This is a genomic window from Catenulispora rubra, from assembly GCF_015356825.1.
In the GTDB taxonomy this organism is placed as follows: domain Bacteria; phylum Actinomycetota; class Actinomycetes; order Streptomycetales; family Catenulisporaceae; genus Catenulispora; species Catenulispora rubra.
In genome coordinates this window covers 47,147-70,218 of sequence record NZ_JAACYW010000003.1, presented here as the reverse complement: position 1 = coordinate 70,218, position 23,072 = coordinate 47,147, and the positions used below count along the sequence as shown (strand labels likewise).

Sequence of the window (23,072 nt, the reverse complement as noted above, 5' to 3'; positions counted from 1 at the left end):
GGCAAGCTTGCAAAAGATCAGTTACCGAAGATGGGACGGTGAAGCATGGCGCATGTGTGGGTGGCCACCGAGGAGCGCGACAAGCTTCTGCGTTTTGATCGGATCGTCGAATTCGTCGACCGGGACGGCGTCAGTCTCGCCGTCCGGACTCAGGACGACCCCGCCGACCTCCGCGATGTTGTCAGGACAGCCGAGCCGCTCGGTGAGGGCATCCTCGCTCGTACGTTCCTCACGATGGCGGCCGAGGCCGGGCGGATGCTGCGAACGAACGGACATGATGTCGTTTTCGCTGCTGTGATCGAAGACGGTGCGTTGCGGTGGAGTATCGAGCCTCCTCAGGTTGGTGTCGGCCGGCACCTGCAGGAAACCACCTGGCCACCCCGCCGGGCGGTCGTGACAGCGGCAGACCAGGCGGTGTCGGCCGCGCGTTGACGTGGTCGAGGGATTCTCCACCTGGGCCATACCGGCTGGCGCCGTACCTAGCCCGATATCGCATGATCGGTGACGAACATCGGGATCTGGTACCCACTGACCGGCGGCAGACACGTCTGTGGGCTGCAAGCGGCGTAGCCGATGAGGACCGTGGCCTGGCCGGCGCCGTCGATGGTGACGGGGAGGTCGACTGTCACCGGGCCGTCGGGGTAGACGGGCAAGGTCAGGTCTGTGCCTGCCAAGGGCAGCGTGGTCACTGTGGTCTCGGCGCTCTCCGGGCCGGCTGCGTGCAGCACGCCTTGCGTCGTGACGCTGGTCGGTCGGCCGACGCCCTGGATCCCGTTCGGTGGAAGATCGATGCTGTACAGGTGGAAGCCTGGGCGGTCGGGTGTGAACGTGACCGCGAGGCTGGCGCGGGTCGCGGTCCGGTCCTTGACGTTCACCACTACTATCACGCCGGATTCGGAGAATTGCGCGACGCGCGAGGTGCCGCTGTGGCTTCCCTCCCGATGGAGTGCCAGGTACCCCGTGCCGGCTGCGAGTGTCAGGGCCGCGGCGCTGGACGCGATCGCGACACGAGAGGGCTTCACAGGGCCCACTTCTTCAGGAACGTCAGGAAGGACCCTGAGTCGAAGCTGGGATTACCGCTCTTGTCGGTGTCGACGCGGGTGGTTCCGGTGGGGCTCAGGACGATGATCACGGGCAGGCCGTAGCCGCCGGAGTTGTTGGGCGCGTACTGCCCGAGCAAGCCCATGTTGGCGTCGACGTCCACGTCGACCTGTACCAGGTGGTAGGAGGACGCCAGTTCGGCTCGGACCCGCGGGGTGTGGAAGGCGGCGTCCATAGCGACGCAGTTGCCGCACCAGCTGGCGCCGAAGTCCAGGAGGACTTCGCGGCCGTCGGCCCTGGCCGCGGCGCGTGCGGCGTCGATCTCGGCTTTCGCGTTCGCGGTGGGGGAGTAGCCGAAAGATGTCGGAGCGGTTCCGGGCGTCGGCGTGCTCTGAGGGGCTGAGGGGGCGGTGGTGGATTTCGCCCGGGCCGGTGAAGAAGTCGTCCTATGCGTTGGTGGAGTAGCCGTAGGGCGTGCTGTCGGCGTCGACGACGTGAAGGTCGTGACCGTGATCGGTGTCGGTGTGGACGGCTGCGAGGTGGTCGCGGTGTCGGTGGTCTGCGAGGAAGCGTCAGACCCGGCCGCCGCCGGCTGCGGTGTGGCGGTGGAGGCGCAGCCTGCAAGTGCGATGGCGAGTGCGCTGATGGTGAGGGCTGTCATGGTCTTGCGCATCGGAGAACTCCTTGAAGAGCCGCGTCGATCCGGCACGTGCTGGCCGGTTCGTGGTCCACAAGGGGGACTCGCGGGAGCGCAGCAGGTCACATTTTTCGTCGAGTCGCGGCCGGGCACTTCAAGCGTCGGCGGCTGTGTCGCGCAGGGGCGCGACACAGCCGCCGGAGCAATCGGTACGAGTTATTGCCCGGGTTCTCAGGACCTGGCTAGCAGCCGGGTCCGCCGAGTTGGAAGGACGTCGCGGTGGCGTATCCGTAGTTGTAGTAGTTCGGATCGGTCGCGGTGACTGTGAAGTAGGGCTGGTCGCTGGTGCCGTAGATCTGGTAGTTGGAGATCGAGGAGGCTCCGCCGCTGCTGCCGTAGGCTCCGTCGCCCATCTGGGCGCAGCTGGGCTGTGAGTCCGCGGCGACTTCACCGAAGGCGGAGACCGTCTGGGCGGTTGTGAAGGCTCCGCCCCATTCCGACCCTGGGAAGTACCCGAATGGGACGTTGTTGTAGTAGGCCCACCAGTTGCCGCTGTAGTTGATCAGGGCGAAGCTGGCGGAGGTGCCGGACGGCAGAGCCATGCCGGCTCGTACCGTCGAGGAGACCTGGACGAAGCCGCAGCCGTTGTAGCAGGTGGGTTGGCCGTTGATCCAGTGGAAGACGAACAAGTGCGGCTGGTAGTCGCCGTTGGTGCCGGGGTCGACGGTCCATCCGATTTCGATGGTGTCGGCGGTGGTGGTGCCGCCGGTCGTCTGCAGGGAGAGTTCCTGGAGCGAGTGGCCGTTCGCGGGGATGCCGGCCGGGGCGGCGACGGACATGGTGACCGTGGCGCCGGTGGTATTCGTGTACTGCCGTCCGGTGACGTAGCTGAAGCAGGATCCGTACCAGCACTGCGCGGCGCTCGCGCTGTCGGCGGGCAGGAGGACCGTCGCGCCGAGCGTGGCGGCCGAGAGCAGGGCAGCGGCTATTCGTGCCCGGTAGCGGCTGGGGGCTTTCTTCACGAGCATGGGGATGCCTCCGGTGGCGTCAGGGCGCGGGGCGCGCCCGATGGAGGAGCTGATCGATGATCGCCGTGCCGCCCGCGGTCAGGCCGTCGTGTTCGTGTTCGTCGGTGACGTGGACGCTCAGCGAGCGGATGGCTGCGGCGGTGGCGAGGGATTGCCGGGTGTCGACGTACAGGTCGTCCTGGTAGACCACGGCGAAGACCGGCACGTCGTTCTTGGCTAACAGGGCGCTGTCATACAGCGGGCCGAAGTTCTCGTAGTCGGCCAGCGCGTGCGCGAGGTCGCGCAGCGGACGCAGCGCCGGATCGGTGCGGAAGTGCCAGGCGTGGACCGTCTCGCCGGTGAACAGGATCGGCGCGGCCGTCCGCGACAACGCACTGTCCGCATGAAAGCGCGGGAAGTCTCGGCGCACGCGGTCGGCGGCCCACGCTGTCGGCGCCAGGTGTTGGGCGTAGCAGGCTTCCTGCAGCAAGGCGTACAACGGCCGTTGAGCGAACGAGAGGGCTGCCTGGACCTGGTACTGGAAGCCGTCTGACAGCTCTCGGCCGTACGCGGTGTCGCAGAAGGCGTCTTCGAGCAGGTAGTGCAGTCGCTCGGCGCCGTCGCCGGTGCCGAGCAGGATGCCGAGGGACTGGAACGCCTCGACGGTGAGCAAGGTGCCGTCTGGCAGCACGGTCTCGTTGTCGACGAGGTGTACTGCGATGGCGCGCGCTGGTTCCACGTCTCCGGGGTACCGGTGGTAGAACAGCGCGTTCTTGTCTTCCATCCGCGGGTAGGCGGTGCGGTAGACATGATCGGCGTCGCCGTCCAGGCTCGGCAGACCGCCGGTGATGAACACCTCGGCCAGGCCTTCCGGCGCCAGGGACAGGTAGCTGACGGCGCAGAATCCGCCGAAGCTCTGGCCTAGCACGCTCCAGGGCGCGCCGCCGGTGAGGCGGTGCCGGATGAGCTCGGCGTCGCCGACGATCGAGTCCGCTCGGAAGCAGGCGAGGTATTCGGCTTGTTGCCGAACGTCGCCTCGGGTGGGCAGGGTTTGCCGCGTGGCGGGCGTGGAGCGCCCGGTGCCGCGCTGGTCGAGCAGCAGCACCCGGTAGTCCTTGATGGCGCGGCTGATCCAGCCGCAGGCCACGTCGGCCTGAAACGGACGCGGGGATCGGTAGCCCGGTCCGCCCTGCAGGTACAGCAGCCACGGCCGCTGCTCCGAAGCGGCGTGGTCGGCCGAGACTTCCCGGGCGTAGACCTCGATCTGTTCGCCGTGCGGGCGATCGTGGTCCAACGGAACGGCGAACCAGTGGTCGGTCATCCGGATCCCGGAGAGCACAGTGCCCCACCCCCTGTAGTTAAATGAAGAGATAACTCCATTTAGGTTGCTGGTTAAGCTAGGGCACGACCTCGGCCGGCGCAAGACCCCGCGCCTGTCTCGTGGTAGGAGTGCTGTGAGCAATGGGAAACAGGGACGAGGAGGACGGCGCCATGCCCTTGTCCGGCGAAGGCCAACAGAGCCCGGACCAGATCGGACCACGCCTGCAGCAGCTGCGCACACAGCGCCGCATGACGCAGCGAGCCCTGGCAGAGCCCGGATATACCGCCGCCTACGTGTCCACGCTGGAGGCAGGCAAGGGCAACCCGTCGGACGCGGCGCTGCGCTACTTCGCCGAACGCTTGGCCGTGAGCTACGAGGAACTGGCCAACGGCGTTCCCGCCGGATTGCGCACCGCGATCCGCGACGGCCTCGCCGAAGCGAACAGCGTCATGAACGCCGGCCGGGGCACCGAGGCCGAGGCGTTGTTGTCCGCCCTTCTCGACCGATGTGCCGACCACGAACTGCTCGACCTGACCGCCGAGCTGCGCACGACACTGGGAACGTTCCTGCTGCGCCGCGGCGAGTTGGCCGCGGGGCGCGAGCAGTTCGAACAGGCCGAAGCGCTTCTGGCGGAGGAGCCGCTGCCGGCCCGGGTCCGTGCCATCCGCGGCCGAGCCACGGCCCACTACCTGGAAGGCGACGTCCGCTACTCCTGCTACCTGCTCGAGACCACCATCAGCGAACTGAACGGCGGCGGTCTGCCGGACCCGTCTTCGCTGGTGCTGCTCTACGCCGCGGTGATCGGCCCCTACCTGGAACTCGGGGCGCACGAGCGGGCCACCAAGGCCGCGACCCTGGCGCTCGACCTGGCGCCGCGCGTCGCCGACCCGTTGGCGGTCGCGGCCCTGCACCGCTCGGTGGCCCGAACCCTCGCCTCGCGCGGCCGGTACGCCGACGCCGAGACCGCGCTGATCAAAGCGCAGGAGGTGTACCAGCAGTGGGAGATCCGAGCCGAGCTCGCGCAGTGCCACTGGATGCGCGGCTACCTGCACGCCCAGCGGGACCGCCTCGTGGATGCCGAGAGCGAGCTGCGCCTCGCCGCCGAGCTGCTCCGTGCCGCCGACGCCACGTTCTACGCCGTGCAGGTCGAGGTCGAACTCGCCGACGTCCGCTGGCGTCTCGGTCATGCCGAGGAGGCCGAACAACTCCTCACCCGACTGCTGGCGAGCCTGGGTCCCGGCCACGGCGCGGTCCACGCCGCGGCGGCGCACCGCCTGCTCGGACTGATCCGAGAGCGCGACGACGACCTGGACGCCGCTGAGAGGCACTATCGCACCGCGATCGGACTCCAACAGGAAGCCGACGTCACCGGCGACCTGGCCGACACGTCCCGACTGCTCGGCGACCTCCTCGATCGCCAAGGCCGCACCCGGGAGGCGATTGATGCCTACCGCAACGGGCTCGCCCGGCTCACCGGCCCCGGCACTACGACACTCGGTGCCGGACCACTCCCGCCGCCGACCATCCCAGCGACCGATGTCGCGCACTCGGCCATCGACTCAGGATCTGCGGACTGAGAACATGCGCGGGTTGGCCGCCGAAACCAGAAAACCAGTCGGCCGGTGCACGCTCGACAGCGCGTGCACCGGCCGGCTTCTCAGAGGTCGTACGAGACGGTCAAGCCTGGCACGAACCCTACGATTGGTAGACCTCGAACTCTGACACCTGGCCGAACGGCGAGCCGGTGTTACCTGTGATCGTCAACCGCAGGTACCGCGCGCTGGTCATGGTGGGCGGCGGCTTCAGTGCTCTGGTTCAGTGCGAGATTCGTCGTGTTGGAGGCGGTCGCGGTACCGGACAGCACCACGGTCAGCGGGGAGTTCGCGGCGTCGCTTTCGACCGTCAACGAGCCGGTGACGTCGCCCGCGGTGCCGGGGGTGAACGTGACGCCGACGGTGCAGGTCCCGCCCGGAGCCAGCGACACGCAGTTGTTGGTCTGCGCGAACTGCGCGGTGGTGGCGACCGCGGAGACGCCAGCCGGGATGGTCCCGGTGTTCGTGATCGTCACCGCCGTCGGCGCGCTGGCCGAGCCGACGGTCGTGGCGGCGAACGCCACGCTGGCGGGGTTGGCGGACAGCGTCGCGACGGCACCGGTGCCGGACAGGGCGATGGTCGTCGGGCCGTTGCTCGCGTTGCTCGCGATGGTCAGCGTGCCGGTGCGGGTACCGACGGCCGACGGATGGAATGTGACGAGGGCTACGCAGTCGGCGCCCGGTGCGAGGGCGGTGCCACAGGTCGGGCTGACAGTGAAGTCGCCGGACGCGGTGATCGGCGACAGCGCGGCCGGGCCGGTTCCGGTGTTGGTCAGCGTGACCGCCTGCCAGTCGCTGTTGGTGGTGACGGCGGTCGGGGCGAAGGCCAGCGAGGTCGGCACGGCCGACAGCGTCGCCGGTCCCGTGCCGGAGACCGTCGGGTAGACCTCGAAGGACGACACCTGGCCGGCCGGCCAGTGGGTGTTCGCGGTGATGTTCAGCCGCAGGTACCGGACGGTCGTCGGGCCGAAGAGGATGTCGACCGAGTTGCCGGTGGCGGGATCGAAGGTGTAGTCGGCCGAGGCGACGACGGTGGTGAAGTTCGTGCCGTCGGTGGAGCCCAGGACCGAGAGGGTCTGCGTCCGGGTGGCCCACGACGTCTGCGGCGGCAGCCGCAGCTTCACCTTGCCCACCGATGTCGCCGTACCCAGGTCGACCTGCAACCACTGCGGGAAGGTGTGGTTCACGCCGGCCCAGTAGCTGTACGTGCTGGGGTCGGTGGCGTTGCCGGGGTTGTGGTGGAGCGCCGAACCGGACGCCGTGGCCGGCTTGCCCGCCGCGACATTCGTGGTGCCGACGACGGCGGTGCCGGTGCCGGTGAGCGGGACGGCGATGGCGCCCTGGCCGTCGTCGCCGGTGATCAGGTAGGTCGCGGACTGCGCGCCGACGGCGGTCGGGCTGAACGTCACGCTCTGCTCGATGATGTCGCCAGGTGCGAGCTGCTGGCCCTCCGAGATCGGCGAGGTGGTGTTGAACAGGCCGACCGGCGGCGCGGCCTTGGTGATCGTCAGGGGGATGTTGCCGGTGTTGGCGATGTCGAAGACCTGCGTCGCGGTCTGCCCGACCGTCACCGAACCGAACGCGACCGGCTGCGGGGTGATGGTCAGATGGGACGCGCCGACGACCGAGGTGCCGGTCAGCGGCACGCTGACCGAGCCGGCGTTGCTTGCCACCACCAGCGTTCCGGTCTGGTCGCCGGCCGCCGTCGGCGCGTAGGTCACCGTGACCGACACCGATGCGCCGGCCGCGAGGGTCGATCCGTTGGCGGGCAGACCGGTCGCGGTGAACGGCGCGGTCGGCACGGTGGAACCGGTGATGGTCACCGCGGACGTGCCGGTGTTGGCGATGCTCACGCTCAGCGTCTTGGTCGCGCCGGTCGGCACGGTGTCGAAGGACAGGGTGGACGGCGTCGCGCCGAGCCCGGGCTGGGTACCGTTGCCGTGCAGGTTCAACGGCACGGCGCCGCCGTCCGTGACGATCTGCAGTGTGTCGTCGGCGCCTCCGGCCGCCGTCGGGGTGAACTTGACCGGCACGGACAACGTCTGGCCCTTGGCCAGGGTGACCGGCAGGGCCGGCGGGGTCACGCCGAACGGAGCCGACGTGGTGATCGCCGAGATGGTCACCGTCCGGGTCGCGGTCACGGTCACCGTCGCGTTCGCGGTGGTGCCCACCGCCACGTTGCCGAAATCGGTCGGGGAACCGGTCAACGACGAGGTCGTGGGTCGGCCGAAGCCATGGACGTGGCCGTCGCGGGTGCCCACATAGACGCGGTTGCCGTCGGTGGCCGGCACCGCGAACTTCGACGCCGTGCCGATCGGAACCGAGTAGCGCAGATTGAGCTGACCGTTCACGGGCACCGCATCATACGCGCGCAGCTGCCCGTTGGTGCCCTTCGAGCCGTCGCTGTAGACCACCCACACGAGGGCCGATCCCGAGGTGTCACCGGTGGAGGTGACCACCGGCGAGCCGGACGTGTATCCGAACGTGGACGCGCTGGTGCCGGCCGAGCTGAGGACCGGCAGGCCGTTGCCGTTGACGCCGTACTTGAAGGCGCGCAGGAATGCCGCGTTCTCCACCTCGTACACGTAGCCGCCGTCGCCGCCCCAGAACGCCGGGTGGCCCCAGACCCCCCGGTACGGTCCGGCCGGCGGACCGACCGAGGCGTCGCCGCCGCCCGGACCCTGCGCAGTGCCGCCGAGGTTGTCGCGGTCCAGCAGGTACACCCGGCCGTCCTTGCCGGTCTGCACCAGCAGGTGCGGGTGCGCCGGGGTTCCGAAGCCGGCCGGCAGCGCCATCGGGCCGCCGGAGCCGAGGTCGGTGTCGTTCCGGTCCAGTTGGGCGTTGTTGGACGGGCTGAAGAAGTCCCGTGCGGTCAGTGAGCCGTCGCCGTTGACCTGGAGCCGGACCACCGACTCCGCGAGGTGGCCGGGCGGCGAGGTGCCGGGCCCGGGGGGCGGCGACACCCCGTTGCCGGTGCTCAGAATGATCCGGCCCGGGCCGTCGGAGACCAGGCCGCCGCCGGACTGCCAGTTGCCGGCGCCGCCGCTGGACGAACCGGACTCTGTGGACCACAGCGTGGTCATCTTCGGCGTCGTCGTGCTGAACCCGGCGACGTACCCGACGTAGGGCCCGTAGTCGCAGTGGCTGCCGAAGCCCGCGTACACGACGCCGTCGAGGAGCAGCAGCCCGGGGCGCTGGGCGGCGGTCTTCGTGTTGAACGGGTGGCCCGGACTGTTGGTCGGCGTGCCCTGGACGGTGACCGGCCAGCCGGGGCGCTCGACGCCGGTCGCCGGGTTGACCGAGTGGAGGTAGAAGCGCGGGTTGTTAGCGGTGGGCCCGTCGTTGACCTTGGCGATGAAGTAGACGGCGTTGCTCGCCGGGTCGTAGACCGGCGTGCCGGTTATCCCTATGTTGGGTACCAGATCGCCGCAGCCGATGGCCGAGGCAGGCCAGGCCGCGCCGACGCTGCGCGACCAAACTATGGCGCCGGTCGCGGCGTTCAGCCCGTAGATCCAGTTGTTCTCGGTGGCCGTGATGACGGTGCCGCTCACCACGATCGGCTGTGCGTAGACCTGTCCGTCGACCGCGGTCGAGAACAACTGGCCGAAGTCCGGAGCGGACACCGACGAGGGCTCGAGCCCTGGCTCGTTCTGGTCCCATCCGGTGCGCAGCGTGTTGCCGGAGACTGTGGTGTCGTCGGCATGGGCGAGGCCGGACAGCGAGACCGACGCGGTCAACAGCAGTAATCCCGGTATCAGACCGGCGAGTAGTCGGCGCACATGTGTATTGAGACGCATGACCTTCCATCCCTTGAAGGATTACACATCACGGATGCATGCCGCGATCGCCCTTTCAGGCAGATTAATGCGGCATGCAAGATACGTTCGAAACCGTAGCCGTGCCGTGTTTCCATGGGATTGCAAGGATTCTGAGTATGTGACTATCCCATAAAGCGGGAATCTTATATCAAGGAGATTCTGTAAGTGCTTTGCAATGCCGTGAGGCGAGATCCTGCGCTCTGCGAGCCGGCTGTCAACGCGAGAGGCTCACGGTCGTGTCGACGGCGTTCTCGTCGCCGCCGGAAATCTCGATGCTCGCCGGTGAAGGTTCGCCCTGCCGACAGGCGAGGGCTGTTGCGGGTGCGAGCTCCTCAAAGGGCGCTCGACCGACAGCCCGACCAGCGATGGACCGACCAGCAAGCGTTCGACGGGTACGAGGTCTTCCGCAGCGTTCGTGCAGTCTCCGCATTCGCGCATGTGGCGAGCGATGCGTTTGCGCCACAGGAGAGTGGGTGTGCCCGGCCAGCCGACGGTCGCGGCGACCAGTCCGAAGCAGCCGGGTGTCATGGCCAGGGCTCTGACGATGCGGCGTGCCGTGTCCAGCCGTGACTTCACGCGCCCGATCTGCACGGTGACCAGATGTGGATCCAGCCCGCGTATCGAGACCATCTCCGTCCGGCTCAGCCGGCCGGCCTCGACCTGCCACCACAGGGACAGCAGTTCACGGTCATCGTCGTCGAGCCAGACAGTGGCCGTGGCGGCCTCCCTGCGCTGGCTGCTCATCACCAGTTCCCAAACGGCCAGATCGGAGAAGTCGGATCCGGGGTCGGCGACGCCGTCGAACGCCTCCGTCGGCCGGAGCTCTGGTTGCAGCCGTCGGTGGTGCTTGCGGATCTGGTTCATCGTGATGGCGACCAGCCAGGAACGGAATGTCTCGGGGCTGCGCAAGCCCGGGAGCGCGCGTACGACGTTCAGCATTGTTTCCTGCACCGTGTCGTCGACGTCGGGAGCGCGCGTCAAGGCCCGGTCGACGATGGCGTGGACGAGTGGGAGGTACTTGGCGACCAGGAGCTCGAGCGCAACCTCGTCCCCACTCCGGGCCGCCGCCACGAGACGCACGTCGGCTTCCGTGGTCATCAGGGGCGGACTCCTAGTTTCAGTGAATGCGGCGTCGGGCATCCGTGTCGGCCGGCGATGAGCCGCGTCGGCTGATTCACTGAAGCCTCCGTCACGAGGCATGCGGAAACGCCAACGAACCGCTAACGAAATGCGATGCGGCAGTTCAGGCCGGGTGCGCGGGCGTGGAAGCGCCGATCATCATCGGATCGGGGGCGACGTGTCGGCGAGGGTTTGCGCGCACTCCTGGCAGGGCTGGTCGCTCGGTCGTCCGCAGCCGACGGCGATGCGGGTCGCGATGTCATCGGCCGGAACGCCCTCCTGGGCCGAGTAGGTCGCGGCGATTCGCCACTGGACGCAGGCTGCTGACCTCTCGCCGCGCTCGGCGAGAAGGTCGCCGATGAGAAGCCGGCTGTCTCGGGCGACCGGCGGGTATTGCTCGCGGCTTCCTTCCTCGGCGGTCTCGCGCGCGACGTCCATGGCGTCATCGTCGCGGCCGAGGGCGCGCAGGGCATAGGCGTAGACGAGCTTCGCGTCCAGCAACCCGATGGAGTCCCCACGCGTCGCTTCACCGCCGGCCGCGACGACGGTCAGCCAGGCCTGGAGAACCTGTTGCGCTTCCCGGGCCGATTTCAGTGCGTTGTCGGCGTCGCCGATCTGCAGCTGCGTGTAGGCCAGGTTGGTCAGCGACCCGGCGATGTTCGGCACGTCGCCGAGCTGGCGGGCGACATCCAACGCCTCCTGGAGGTACCGAATACCCTCGTGCGGGTCGCCGTCTTCCACCAGTGCCCACGCCAGGTTCGAGCAGACCGTCAACCGCAGTCTCGGATCGTCGTCGCCGTCGAGGGCTGCCAGGGCTCGTTTCCCCTGAGCCACGGCCTCGGCGTGCCGACCTAGTATCGCCAATGTGATGCAGTGGCCTTCGTACAGCTTCGGCCATCGGCGTGCGATGCCCGCCGCCTCGGCGGATTTCAAGGCTGCGGCGAGCAGCTTCTCCATCTCGGCGGTTCCGAAGCCGGCCTTGATGTAGAGCCTGCCGAGGTTCTCTGTGACCGCGCAGGCCTGCTCCAGCAGCGGGCCGTCGAGTGCTGACAGCGTGAGTTCGCGGATGTCGGACTCCTCGGTCCGGAACCACTGCAACGTCGCCGGTGCTGATCCGAGCTCGGGCAGTCCTCCGGCCGGTGGGTTCGTGGGCGTGTGGGCCGGCCGGAGAGTGGAACTGCTCAGCGATTGGAACGCCGATGCGGTAGCCGCCAGGTAGTAATCCAGCAGTCGGGACAGCGCGGCGTCACGCTCGGCTGGTACCAGTTGTTCCGCCGCGTGCTTGGCGTGCAGTCGGATCAGGTCGTGCCGCGAATAGCGCCCGGTGTCAGCGTCCTGATCAGCCAGATGGGCTGCGGCGAGCGTGGCAAGATGCTCGCGCCCGGCGGACAGGGTGACGCCGGCGAGCGCGGACGTTGCGAACACGTCGATGCCGCGTCCGGGCAGGACGCCGAGCAGCCGGTGGAGCTGCGCGGCAGAGTCCGGCAGTGCGGCGCAGCTGGAATCCAGCGCCGCCTGAACGCTGAGCGACCCGTCCGTGGACAAGGCCGAAAGCCGGAACCGCTCATCGGCGAGTTCATCGGCGAGCGCCGAGACCGGCCAGCGTGGCCGAGTGGCCAGGCGTGCCGCAGCGATCCGCAATGCCAGAGGCAGACCTTCACAGAGCTCGACCACCCGGGTCGCGGCTTCCGGCTCAGCGGTGAGGCGGTCGGCCCCGGTGATCGCGGCCAGTACGTCGAAGCCGTTGTCGTGCGGCAGCGGTTCCAGGGTGAGCACCGCGGCGCCCTGACCGGCTACCAGATCCGTCAGCCGCCGTCGGCTGGTGACGATCGCCAGACAGGACTGCCGCGCCGGCAGCAGCGGCGCGACCTGGGCCAGGTCGCGTGCACTCTCCAAGACCACAGCGGCGCGCAGTCTGCTCAGCGTCTGTTGATAGAGCTCGGCACGGACGGCCGGAGTGTCGGGGATCGCCGAGTCTGGCACGCCCAGAGATCTGAGCAGCACGGCCAGAGCTTCCCCCGTGGGCACAGGCTCAGCGACATCGAAGCCCCGCAGGTCGACGTAGTGCAGACCGCCGGGGAAACGGTCCTGTGCTCGTGCCGCCCAGTGCAGTACGAGCGCCGTCTTGCCGACGCCGGCCGGGCCGGTCAGCGCTATCACTTGTACGTCCTCGCGGGCGGAGTCGCTGACCTGCTCGAGCCACGCCAACTCCGCCGATCGGCCGAAGAACCCGTGGGCTGCCCGGGGGAGAGTCGTGCCGCGGACCGGTTGCGGCGCCGTCGCGGCGACGGCCGCGGTGCCGTTGCCCGCCGCGCGATTGATCGCGTGGAGCAGGGCGTCCCGTATCTCGGGCCCGGGATCAAGACCCAGCTCGTCGGCGAGCCGGGCCTTCGTCGTATGGAAGAGCTCCACCGCCTCCGCCGGGCGTCCCGCCTGGCACAGGCTCAGCATCAGTAGCCTGACCAGCGGCTCACGCAGCGGCCAAGCGATCAGCGCCTCACGGAGATCGGACAGGGTCTGCTCACCTCGGCCCAGGCGCAAGGACAGCTCAGCCCACTGCTCCAGGACCGTTGCCCGCGAGTCGTCGAGCCGCTGGGCCAGAGCCTGGCACAACGGCGTCGATCCGCATCCGGTCAGCGCGGCGCCCCGCCACAGGGCCATCGCCTGTCGCAGCAGGGCCGTCGCTTCGTGGTCTGAGGCAGTCGATGCCTGATCAACCAGCGCGCGTTCTCGGTATACGTCGACGAGGTCGCTCTCGGCTTCCAGAACGTAGCCGGGTGCCCTGGTCACGAGCCGAACGGAGTCGTCCAGCAGGCCGCGCAGGGCCGCGATGTGCCCCTGCACCACGGTGCGGGCTGAGCTCGGCGGATCGGCGTCCCACAGCATCTGGACGAGTCGCTGCGCCGGGACGACGCGGTTGGCCTCCAACGCCAGCGCGGCCAGGATCGCCCGGCGCTTGGTGCCCCCGATGTGGACGAGCGTGCCGTCGGGGCGCCTCAACTCGACCGGGCCCAGTAGGAGAATCCGCATGCCGCAGGCGCCTTCTGTGCTTTGATCCGGTCCCTCGGGCGTGTCAGCCAGCCTATCCGGCGTAGATCCTGCGGCAAGAGGCGGGCCCGAGGTTTTTTGAACCAGTTGGCGTGGCGGGGCGAACGGCTCTGTCTCGCGGAGGGCCGGCGAGGCCGACGGCCGGGTCTTGACCGGCCGTGGCTGCCCGGTCGGAAGCGGCGGATGTGCTTCGCCGGAGTTTCGGCGAGATCACTGACGGCAAACGGTTTGCCATCTTCTGAGCGTCGGGTGCGCGCGCTGTCCTTGATGCCGCGTCGCAGCGCGGTGATCGCGCGCAGCCGGCGCCCTGGTCGCGGCCATCGGCGATGGGTGGAAGCACTACGTGGTGGTTGCTCTCGGACCCGCCTACAAGAAAATCTCGCAAGTTTCTGTGACTCCGGTCCGCCTCAGGGGTCTCCTAAGCGTAGGGCACCTTTTGTCTCAAGAAAATTAAGCCGGCCGCGTCATTTGAGACGTTGACAGCACTTCTTAGCGGGTGTTTCATCCCGGTTACCGAACTGTTTGTTCTTGATAGCAACAAAATTCTCGCGACGGTTATCCGTTCTCGGCTCGAGATGCGCCGTCGACAGCACGTCGGTTCCATCTTCCGCACTGTGTTCCCACACTGAGCCCATCTCCCCACAACCCAACTCCGTATTCGCGCGCCCGAAAACAGGAGCACATCCCCCAAGGAGACACAGATGTCGAGTCGAAGAGACCGGCGAGAAGGGCACGGCTCCAGCCGGGCCCTGGCCATGATCGGTTCGGTCATCCTGATGACGGCGGTCGGGACAGCGGCGCCGCCGATGCAGACAGCCGTGGCGTCACCCGTGGCGGCGGCTTCGAGCGGGCAGTGGGTGCTGTCGACGACCGATCCCTCGTCGAACTACGCGCCGACCTTCGTCGGCAACGGATACCTCGCCGCGCGCATCCCCGCTGAAGGCACCTGGTTCAGCACGAACCCGATCACCACCCAGTCCGAACTGGCCGGGTTCTACGCCAATCCTCCCGGGGCCGGTAGCTGGCCCGAGCGGCGGGCCAGCCTGCCGACGTGGACCGCGCTCGGCCTGACCAGCGGGACCGACAGCTTCGGCAACCTGCCGACCTGTGTGTTCGACGAGATCTGCGAGGCACCGGCCGGTCAGCTGTCCGGCGGCGCCGAGATCGCCGGCGACCACGGCGGCTCCACCGGCGGTTCGTTCGTCGCCGGACTCGGCCTCAACCAGCAGCCGGCCGTCGGCGCGACGGTCACCGTTCCGATCACAGGGTCCAGTGCCGGGTCCGACACGGTCGCCATCAGGTACTCGAACGGCAACTCCAGCAGCCAGACGGTCTCCTACAGCGTGAACGGCGGCGCGCCCCGGCAGATCACGCTTCCAGTCACCGGAAGCTGGGACAGCTGGAGCACCGTGACCGTCCCGGCCATCCTGAATGCCGGCACCAACACCTTCGCCGTCACGGTCGCATCCGGTGACAGTGGACAGGTCAACATCGACACTGTCGCCGCCTACCCCGCCTCTGCCCCGGCACCGCGCGTCGTGGCGCAGGTGCAGCAGGGCACGAAGTCCAACTACAGCCAAAAGCTCGACATGAGCACCGGCACGCTGACCACGTCCTTCACCTGGACAGCGCCGTCCAACCGGACCACCGACTTCACGTACACCGTCAACGCCGACCAAAGCCACGGCCATACCGGCATGGTCACCATGACCGTCACTCCGCACTGGTCGGGTACCGCGACGATCACCGACGCACTGGACGGCCGGGGCCTGAACTACGCCGGCACCGCCTCGCCCAGCGTCGACGGCGCGCACGGCACGTTGACCGAGAACGTGCGGGCCGACAGCACCGGAGTGACGGCTGCGATCGCCTCGGTGCTGCGCGTCGGGGGCGCGGCCACGACGACCACGGCCACCGCACCTGGCTACCCCGCGCAGAGCTCGTCGTTGACGGTGCAGTCCGGCACGACGTACACGGCGACCAAGTACGTCGGCATCGCCGCCAACAACGACACCGACCGCACCCTGACCGCCGCGACCCCGCAGGCCTACGCCCTGTCCGAGGCCACCTCGGCCGCGAACCTCGGCGCCGGCCAGGTCACCGCACGCAACAACCAAGCCTGGTCGACCCTGTGGTCCGCCGACATCTCCGTGCCCGGCAACGACACCCTGACCGCGCAGATCCGGGCCAGCATGTTCTACCTGTTGGAAAGCACCAGGGCCGGCGTGGCCTGGAGTACCTCGCCCGGCGGGCTGTCTGCGGACGGCTACAAAGGGCACGTGTTCTGGGACATGGAGACCTGGATGTATCCGGCGCTGCTTGCTCAGCATCCTGATATTGCCGCCAGCGTCGACGCCTACCGGCAGCGGCTGCTTCCGCAGGCAGAACAGAACGCCGCCACGTGTGGGCCGTCAGGCCAGACCATCGCCGGCGCCCGGTTCCCCTGGGAAAGCGCCCTGACCGGGAAGGAGACCTTCCTCGGCGGCGGTGAGACCTGCGACGAGCTCCACATCACCGCCGACATCGCCCTTGCCCAGTGGCAGTACTACCTGGCCACCGGCGACATCGCCTGGCTGAAGAACAACGCCTGGCCGGTGCTGCGGGACGCCGCCCGGTTCTGGGCCTCGCGTGCCGTCGCCAACGGCAGCGGCGGCTACCAGATCCTGAAGGTGATGGGTCCCGACGAGTACCACGACAACGTCGACAACGAGGCCTACACCAACGCCGCAGCGCAGAAGACGATTCAGATCGCCGTCCAAGCTGCTCAGATCACCGGCAACACGCCTGACGCGAACTGGGCCGCGGTCGCGGCCGGGCTGTCGATCCCGTTCGACGCGGCCGGCCAGCACCACCTGGAATTCGACGGCTACAGCGGTCAGACGGTCAAGCAGGCCGACGTCACCATGCTCCAGTACCCGTGGGGCGTGCCTATGTCCTCCACGGTCGCCCAGAACGACCTCGACTACTACGGCGCGCGCACCGATCTCAACGGGCCGTCGATGACCGACGCCATCGCCTCCATCGATTCCACCAGCCTCAGCAGCAGCCGCTGTGACGCCTACACCTACCTGCAGCGCAGCATCAACCCGTTCATGCGCGCCCCGTTCGACCAGTTCACCGAGACCCGCGGGGGAGGAGCGTTCGACTTCACCACCGGCGCCGGCGGGTTCCTTCAGGAGTTCGAGTACGGATTCACCGGGCTGCGCTGGAACCAGAACTCCCTGCAGCTCGACCCCTCACTGCCACCGCAACTGCCGGGCCTGAACCTCACCGGCCTGCAGTGGCAGGGCCGCACCTACAACCTCGCGATCAGCCCGAACGGAACGACGCTCACCCTCACCGCGGGCCCGGCCATGCCGGTGACCGTCGCCGGTGGTCCCAGCCGGACGGTGAGCACCGGCTCGACGGTGACCATGTCCACCCGCCAGCCGAGCGGCTCGTCGGACGCCGCGCAGTGTAAGACCGCGACCGCCTCCAGCGCCGACCCCAGCTACCCGGCCGCAGCCGCCGTCGACGGCAACCCCGCCACCGCCTGGCACGCGACCGCTCCCGGCGCGAACCTGACCGTCGACCTCGGCACCAGTACGCCCATGCACCAGGTACAGGTTCTGTCCGACGGCGCGACAACCGCCTACAGCATCCAGGGCTCCAGAGACGACAGCACCTGGAGCACGCTGGCCGGCCAGAGCGCTACGTCGTCCTCGTCCACGACGGTCACGTTCCCCGAGACCTCCTACCGCTACCTGCGCTACCAGGCGGGAGCCTCCGCCACCGCACAAGTCGCCGCCCTCGTCCTCGCCCCGCAGGCCGGGCAGATCACCGGCTATGCCGGTCTCTGTGTCGACGTGCCCGCCGCGAACGACGGCACCGCGGTGCAGGTCTACAGCTGCAACGGCACGGCTGCCCAGAGCTGGACCGTCCACCTCGACGGGACCCTTCAGGCGTTGGGTAAATGCCTTGACGTCCGCGGGGGTGCCACGGGCGACGCGACGCCGGTTCAGGTGTACGCCTGCAACGGCACCGGTGCCCAACAGTGGGCGCCCCAAGCCAACGGAGAACTCGTCAACCCGCCGTCCGGCAAATGTCTGGACGACACCGCGTCCGGCGGCTCCGGAACCCAGCTGATCATCTACACCTGCCACGGCGGGACGAACCAGAAGTGGGTCCTGCCGTAGTCGGCTGACAGCACAGCTCGTTCGCCTCCACCTTAATCCACAAGAGCAGGACCGCTGGCGGAGTCATGCCCTGACAGTGGCCCTGCCGGACACCTTCGCCAGCCCTCTGCTCGGCGTGCACACCCTCCGGAAAGGCAAGGATCATGAGAAGAGTGCTGCGACACACTCGCAGACGTACCGCGATCGCCGGCGGGATCGCTATCACGTTCCCGCTGACCCTGATGCTCATGGCGCCGCCGTCCAGCGCCGCCGCCACGCTCACCGCCGCGGGTACCACCGTGTCGGTGTCGGCTAACGGCAGCTACACCATCGACACCAGCGCTCCGCGCCTTCACTTCGGCGGGACCGTGGGCGTAGCGGTGACCAACATCAAGCAGACCACCGGGCAGGACGGCGTCGGCGCCTTCCACGAGTTCGGCTTCGACTACTGGGCCGGTGGAATCGCACGCACCAGCAGTATCCGCGCCTACGACAACAGTCGCGTGGTGCTGTTCAGCACGACCTACCAGAAAGCCGCGACGAACGCCTACCCCTTCCCGGCGCTGTCGGCCAAGCCCTCCCTCCAACACCACGAAACCTTCGGCAACAGTTGCTTCGCCCCGCACCAACTGGACGCCGCAGGCGATCCGGGATCCAGTCCCTACCTGGCCTACGACACCTCCGGCAGCTACCTGTTGTCCCCGGCGTCGAACTTCTCCACCGCGGTCACCAAATATGACTCCACCGGCGCGCTGACCAGCGGCATCTCCTCGGGGATCAGCAGCCTGCCGGCCGGATTCACCCAGCGCACCGTGCTCGCTTTCGGCAGCGGCGTTGGCGGCGTGTACACGACCTGGGGCAACGCCCTGACCGACTTGTCCGGCAAGAACCGGCCGTCGCAAAGCTCGACGAACACCCTGGCCAAGCTCGGCTACTGGACCGACAACGGCGGCACCTACTACTACAAGTACGACACGAGTCTCGGCTATGCCGGCACTCTGCAGGCGGTCCGCAACGACTGGACGGCCAAGGGCCTGCCGATGGGCAACCTCCAGCTGGACAGCTGGTTCTATCCCAAGGGCCCGAACGCCTCCTGGAGCGCCAAGGGGAACGGCGAGTACCTCTATCAGGCCGATCCGACGCTGTTCCCCAGCGGACTGGCCGCGTTCCAGAAGAGCGTGGGCGTGCCGCTGATCACCCACTCCCGGTGGATCGACCCCTCGAGCCCCTACCACCAGCAGTACCAGATGTCCGGCAACGTCGTCACCGACCCGGCGTACTGGAACGACCGGATGAACTACCTGAAGTCCTCCGGGGTCACGACCTATGAGCAGGACTGGTTGTGCAAGAACGGACAGCCCGCGTTCAACCTCACCGACCGAGCAGCATACCTGGGCAACATGGCCAAGGCCGCCGCAGCCAACGGCCTGGACATCCAGTACTGCATGCCGCTGCCGCAGGACTACCTGCAGAGCACGTTGTACAACGCCGTGACCAACGCGCGGGTCTCGGGAGACAGATTCGAGCGCTCCAAGTGGGACGACTTCCTGTACAACTCGCAGCTGGTCGGCTCGCTCGGGGCCTGGCCCTGGGCCGACGTCACGATGAGCACCGAGACCTCGAACCTGCTGCTGCAGGACCTGTCGGCCGGCCCGGTCGGCGTCGGCGACCCGATCGGCGCCGAGAGCGCCGCCAACCTGAACAGCGTGGCCGAGGCCGACGGCACGATCGTCAAGCCGGACACCCCGATCGTCCCTGACGACGCCACCTACCTGCGCGACGCCGCCACGCCCGGCGGGACGATGGTCGCCACCACGAGCAGCCGGCACGGTGCCATGTCGGCCGGGTACGTCTTCGCCTATGCGCGCTCCACCGCGGCGCCGAGCCCCGGCACGGTCTACGAGGCCGAGAACGCGCTCCTGTCCGGCCCCGTCGTGCGCGCCGACCACTCCGGCTACACAGGCACCGGATTCGCCGACTATCAGAACGCGAACAACGACTACGTGCAGTGGAAGATCAACGTGCCCACCACCGGTACCTACACGCTGTCGTTCCGCTACGCCAACGGCGGAACTTCCAACCGGCCGCTCGCGACCACCGTGGACGGCAAGGCCATCTCGACCTTGCCGTTCGCTCCGACGGCCAACTGGGACACGTGGGCGGTACAACCTCTGACGGTCACCCTCACTGCCGGTCAGCACACTGTGCGAGCCACCGCGACCGGCCAGAGCGGCCCGGACATGGACAACCTCAGTGTCGCGGCCAGCGGCAACACACCCGGCGGCAACGCGCCCTTCCGGCCTGCGGACCTGGGCGTGACGGGAACGGCCTACGTCTTCGACTACTTCGCCGACACCGGCACCCTGATCGACGCCAATTCCACCTACAACCCCCACGTCGACTACAACGGGTCCTACTTCCTGGTGGTACCGGTAGGCCCGTCGGGCATCGGGTTCCTCGGCGACGCGGGCAAGTTCGTGTCGCTGGGCTCGCAGCGGATCAGCTCCCTGTCCGACGACGGCGCCGTCCACGCGACCGTCGCCTTCGCCCACGGCGACGGCCCGGTCACGCTGCATGGCTACTCTCCGACGCCGGTGAAGGTCACGGCCGCCGGCGGCACAGTCGCCAGCGTCACCTACGACACCGCGACGCACCGCTTCTCAGCGCGCATCAGCCCCGGCGCAGGAAGCACCTCGTCGGTCACCATCACGCGAACCTGAACAGCCAGCTGCCCCTTTCGCGTGCGCGGAAGGGGCAGCTCGCCAAGTCGCCCTCCATGTGTCGGGCGACCTACCAACGGCGTGGAAGCCGCCAGCCGGCGTGACCTGATTCCGGCCCGGACATCGACGGCCAGAAGCGGGGGGACCAGCAGCCGACGCTTCATCCCCACATCGTCAGGAGACGGACCCATGGATCGACGGAAGTTCCTCGTCATCAGCACGCTGACTCCGCTCGCAGCGACCTTCGCATCGAGCGCTGCTGCCCACGCGGCCGGGCACACCTTCGCCTTCTCCGCCGACGGCTCTGCCTTCCTCTTGGACGGGCAGCCGTTGCAGATCCGCAGCGGCGAGATGCATCCGGCACGCATCCCGGTGCAGTACTGGCGGCACCGCATCCAGATGGCCAAGGCCATGGGGATGAACACGATCGCGGTGTACGTGATGTGGAACTACCTGGAGGAGAAGCCGGGCGTCTTCGATTTGCACACCGACCGGCGGGATCTCGCCGCCTTCGTCGGGCTGTGCCAGGCCGAGGGCATGTGGGTGCTGCTGCGGCCCGGGCCGTACGTCTGCGGCGAGTGGGACCTGGGCGGCCTGCCGCCGTACCTGCTGGCCAACAACCCGATCTCGTTGCGGGTGCGGAGTGCATCCGACCCGCACTACATGGCCGCCGTCACCAGGTACGTCAACACCCTGGCCCTGGTCATCGCACCGCTGATGGCCGCCAACGGCGGACCAGTCCTGATGCTGCAGATCGAGAACGAATACGGCTGGTACGGCAGCGACGTCACGTATCTGGCTGAGATCCGCCAGGCCTGGATCAACGCCGGGATCAACGGGCCGTTCTACACCGAGGACAGTCTGAGCCAGGTGCAGGCCAAGCACACCACCGTCCCCGGCGGTGCGATCGGCGTGTCCAACGGTGACGCTTCGAAGATCGCGTCGTGCCGAAGCAGCTTCCCCGCCGTCCCGGCGCTGGCCGGCGAGGTGTATCCGGGCTGGCTCAGGCACTGGGGAGAGAGCTGGTACTCCGAGACCGACATCTCCGGCGCGCTGACCGGGCTGATGAACGGCGGCCTGTCGTTCAACATCTACGTGATCCACGGCGGCACGAACTTCGGGTACTGGGCCGGCGCGAACGCCAATGACGACGGCAGTGCCTACAAGCCCCACATCACCAGCTACGACTACGGGGCACCGATCAACGAGCAGGGACAGCCGACCGCCAGCTACACCGCGTACCGCAACCTCGTCACCGGGTACGTGGGCACACTGCCGGCGGTTCCGTCGCGGATCCCGACGATCGCGGTCAACGGCAGCCGGGCCATGACCCCGGTGGCGTACGCGTCGCTGTGGGACAACCTGCCCACACCACTGCCGTCCGCACAGACCGTCAACCCACAACCCATGGAGATGTACGGTCAGAACTCGGGGTTCATGCTCTACCGCCGAACCCTTCACGGCTACACCGGCGCCACACTGAACGTCACCGCAGTGCACGACTACGCGACTGTGTTCCTGAACGGCGCCTACCAGGGCGGCTTCTCCCGCCCGGCCATCCCGTCGGCATACGCGACGCCGTTGAACGTGACCACCGGCAGCACCCTGGCGCTGGGGACGTCCACCACGAGCCCGACGCTCGACATCCTGGTCGAGGGCATGGGGCGCGACAATTTCGGGCACGGCAACATCGACCGCAAAGGCATCACCGCGCAGGTGTCCCTGACCAACGCGGGAGGGCTCGACGGCGTCCTCACCAACTGGCAGAGCTATGCCCTGCCTGTCGACGAGGCATACGTCGCGAGACTGAACCCGGTAGTCAGCAACCCGGACCGGCCGGGGATCTTCTTCCGCGCCACCGTCAACCTCACTCAGACCGGCGACACCTACGTCGACATGTCCGGCTGGACCAAGGGCATCGTCTGGGTCAACGGCCACAACCTGGGCCGGTACTGGTCCATCGGGCCGCAACAGCGCCTGTACTGCCCCGCCCCGTGGCTCAACGTGGGGGAGAACACCGTCCTCATCCTGGACCTGCACCAGACCCAGGCACAGCCGATCACGTTCGAGGCGACCGCGATCGCCCCGTCGACCGCCTACGTGATCACCAACCGGCGCAGCGGCAAGGTCCTGGACGATCCCAGCGGATCGACCACCCAGGGAACCCAGCTGATCCAGTGGACCGCGAACGGCGGATCGAACCAGGTTTGGCGTGCGATCAGCGCCGGCGCCGGTATCAGCAACCTGGTCAACGCCCAGTCGGGACTGCTCGTCGACGTCCAGGGCAGGGCGTCCGCGGACGGCACTCCGATCATCCAGTGGCCGTCCAACGGCGGAGTCAATCAGCAGTGGCGGATCGTCGCGGCCGACGGCTACGTGAAACTGGTCAGCGTGCTCACCGGCAAGCTGATCGGCGTCAGCGGCGACAGCACCGCGGACGGCGCGACCATCGTCGAGCAGACCGACACCGGCGACATCAGCCAGCACTGGAGCCTCAGCCCGAGATGAGCGTCTATATACCCGGCAGGTACTGGAACGTGACCGCTGACCGGAGGCGGCTCCCATTACCGGGCAGGGCGCTGATTGCCTGAGCCATGTCGGTGTCGCGTGGTGGC

The 23,072-nt window shown here is 68.2% G+C and carries 12 protein-coding genes; 5 read left to right on the top strand and 7 right to left on the bottom strand.

Annotated features, from left to right (window positions below; translation table 11 throughout):
* The first annotated feature begins 45 nt into the window (after nucleotides 1–45).
* A complete protein-coding gene (locus tag GWK61_RS02250) occupies nucleotides 46–432 on the top strand; it encodes a hypothetical protein (RefSeq protein ID WP_194904343.1) in 387 nt (128 codons plus the stop codon).
* A gap of 47 nt (nucleotides 433–479) precedes the next feature.
* On the opposite strand, the gene GWK61_RS02245 is transcribed toward GWK61_RS02250, so the two are convergent.
* The 4 genes from GWK61_RS02245 to GWK61_RS02230 form a co-directional block, all read right to left on the bottom strand.
* On the bottom strand, nucleotides 480–1,022 hold the full coding sequence (locus GWK61_RS02245; protein ID WP_194904341.1) for a hypothetical protein: 543 nt from the start codon (nucleotides 1,020–1,022) through the stop codon (nucleotides 480–482).
* Entirely contained in the window at nucleotides 1,019–1,714 is a 696-nt protein-coding gene (locus tag GWK61_RS02240) for a thioredoxin family protein (RefSeq protein ID WP_194904340.1), read from the bottom strand. Before GWK61_RS02240 ends, GWK61_RS02245 begins: the two co-directional genes overlap by 4 nt.
* A 206-nt stretch (nucleotides 1,715–1,920) precedes the next feature.
* On the bottom strand, nucleotides 1,921–2,706 hold the full coding sequence (locus tag GWK61_RS02235) for a neprosin family prolyl endopeptidase (protein ID WP_194904338.1): 786 nt from the start codon (nucleotides 2,704–2,706) through the stop codon (nucleotides 1,921–1,923).
* A 19-nt stretch (nucleotides 2,707–2,725) separates the two neighbouring features.
* The gene (locus tag GWK61_RS02230) at nucleotides 2,726–4,006 is read right to left on the bottom strand and encodes an alpha/beta fold hydrolase (protein ID WP_194904446.1); all 1,281 of its coding nucleotides are present in this window, start codon (nucleotides 4,004–4,006) and stop codon (nucleotides 2,726–2,728) included.
* A gap of 140 nt (nucleotides 4,007–4,146) precedes the next feature.
* Between GWK61_RS02230 and GWK61_RS02225 the strand changes: the two genes are divergently transcribed.
* The gene (locus tag GWK61_RS02225) at nucleotides 4,147–5,583 is read left to right on the top strand and encodes a helix-turn-helix domain-containing protein (protein ID WP_228561619.1); all 1,437 of its coding nucleotides are present in this window, start codon (nucleotides 4,147–4,149) and stop codon (nucleotides 5,581–5,583) included.
* 170 nt (nucleotides 5,584–5,753) lie between these two features.
* On the opposite strand, the gene GWK61_RS02220 is transcribed toward GWK61_RS02225, so the two are convergent.
* The 3 genes from GWK61_RS02220 to GWK61_RS02210 all read right to left on the bottom strand — a co-directional run bounded on the left by GWK61_RS02220 (nucleotide 5,754) and on the right by GWK61_RS02210 (nucleotide 13,565).
* Complete coding sequence (locus GWK61_RS02220; RefSeq protein ID WP_194904336.1) at nucleotides 5,754–9,395, bottom strand: choice-of-anchor D domain-containing protein; 3,642 nt, start codon at nucleotides 9,393–9,395, stop codon at nucleotides 5,754–5,756.
* 249 nt (nucleotides 9,396–9,644) lie between these two features.
* Nucleotides 9,645–10,556 carry an RNA polymerase sigma factor gene (locus GWK61_RS02215; protein WP_194904334.1) on the bottom strand — a complete coding sequence of 304 codons (912 nt, stop codon included), beginning with the start codon at nucleotides 10,554–10,556 and terminating at the stop codon, nucleotides 9,645–9,647.
* A 138-nt stretch (nucleotides 10,557–10,694) separates the two neighbouring features.
* Entirely contained in the window at nucleotides 10,695–13,565 is a 2,871-nt protein-coding gene (locus GWK61_RS02210; protein ID WP_194904332.1) for an AfsR/SARP family transcriptional regulator, read from the bottom strand.
* Between the two features lie 719 nt (nucleotides 13,566–14,284).
* Between GWK61_RS02210 and GWK61_RS02205 the strand changes: the two genes are divergently transcribed.
* From GWK61_RS02205 to GWK61_RS02195, 3 genes are all read left to right on the top strand, one after another.
* Complete coding sequence (locus GWK61_RS02205; RefSeq protein ID WP_194904330.1) at nucleotides 14,285–17,758, top strand: ricin-type beta-trefoil lectin domain protein; 3,474 nt, start codon at nucleotides 14,285–14,287, stop codon at nucleotides 17,756–17,758.
* 152 nt (nucleotides 17,759–17,910) lie between these two features.
* Nucleotides 17,911–20,457 (top strand): carbohydrate-binding protein, encoded by a 2,547-nt coding sequence (locus GWK61_RS02200; protein WP_194904328.1) that lies wholly within the window; start codon nucleotides 17,911–17,913, stop codon nucleotides 20,455–20,457.
* Nucleotides 20,458–20,646: 189 nt separating this feature from the next.
* Nucleotides 20,647–22,965, top strand: coding sequence for a beta-galactosidase (locus tag GWK61_RS02195; protein ID WP_194904326.1), 2,319 nt, complete (start codon nucleotides 20,647–20,649; stop codon nucleotides 22,963–22,965).
* Nucleotides 22,966–23,072 lie beyond the last annotated feature (107 nt).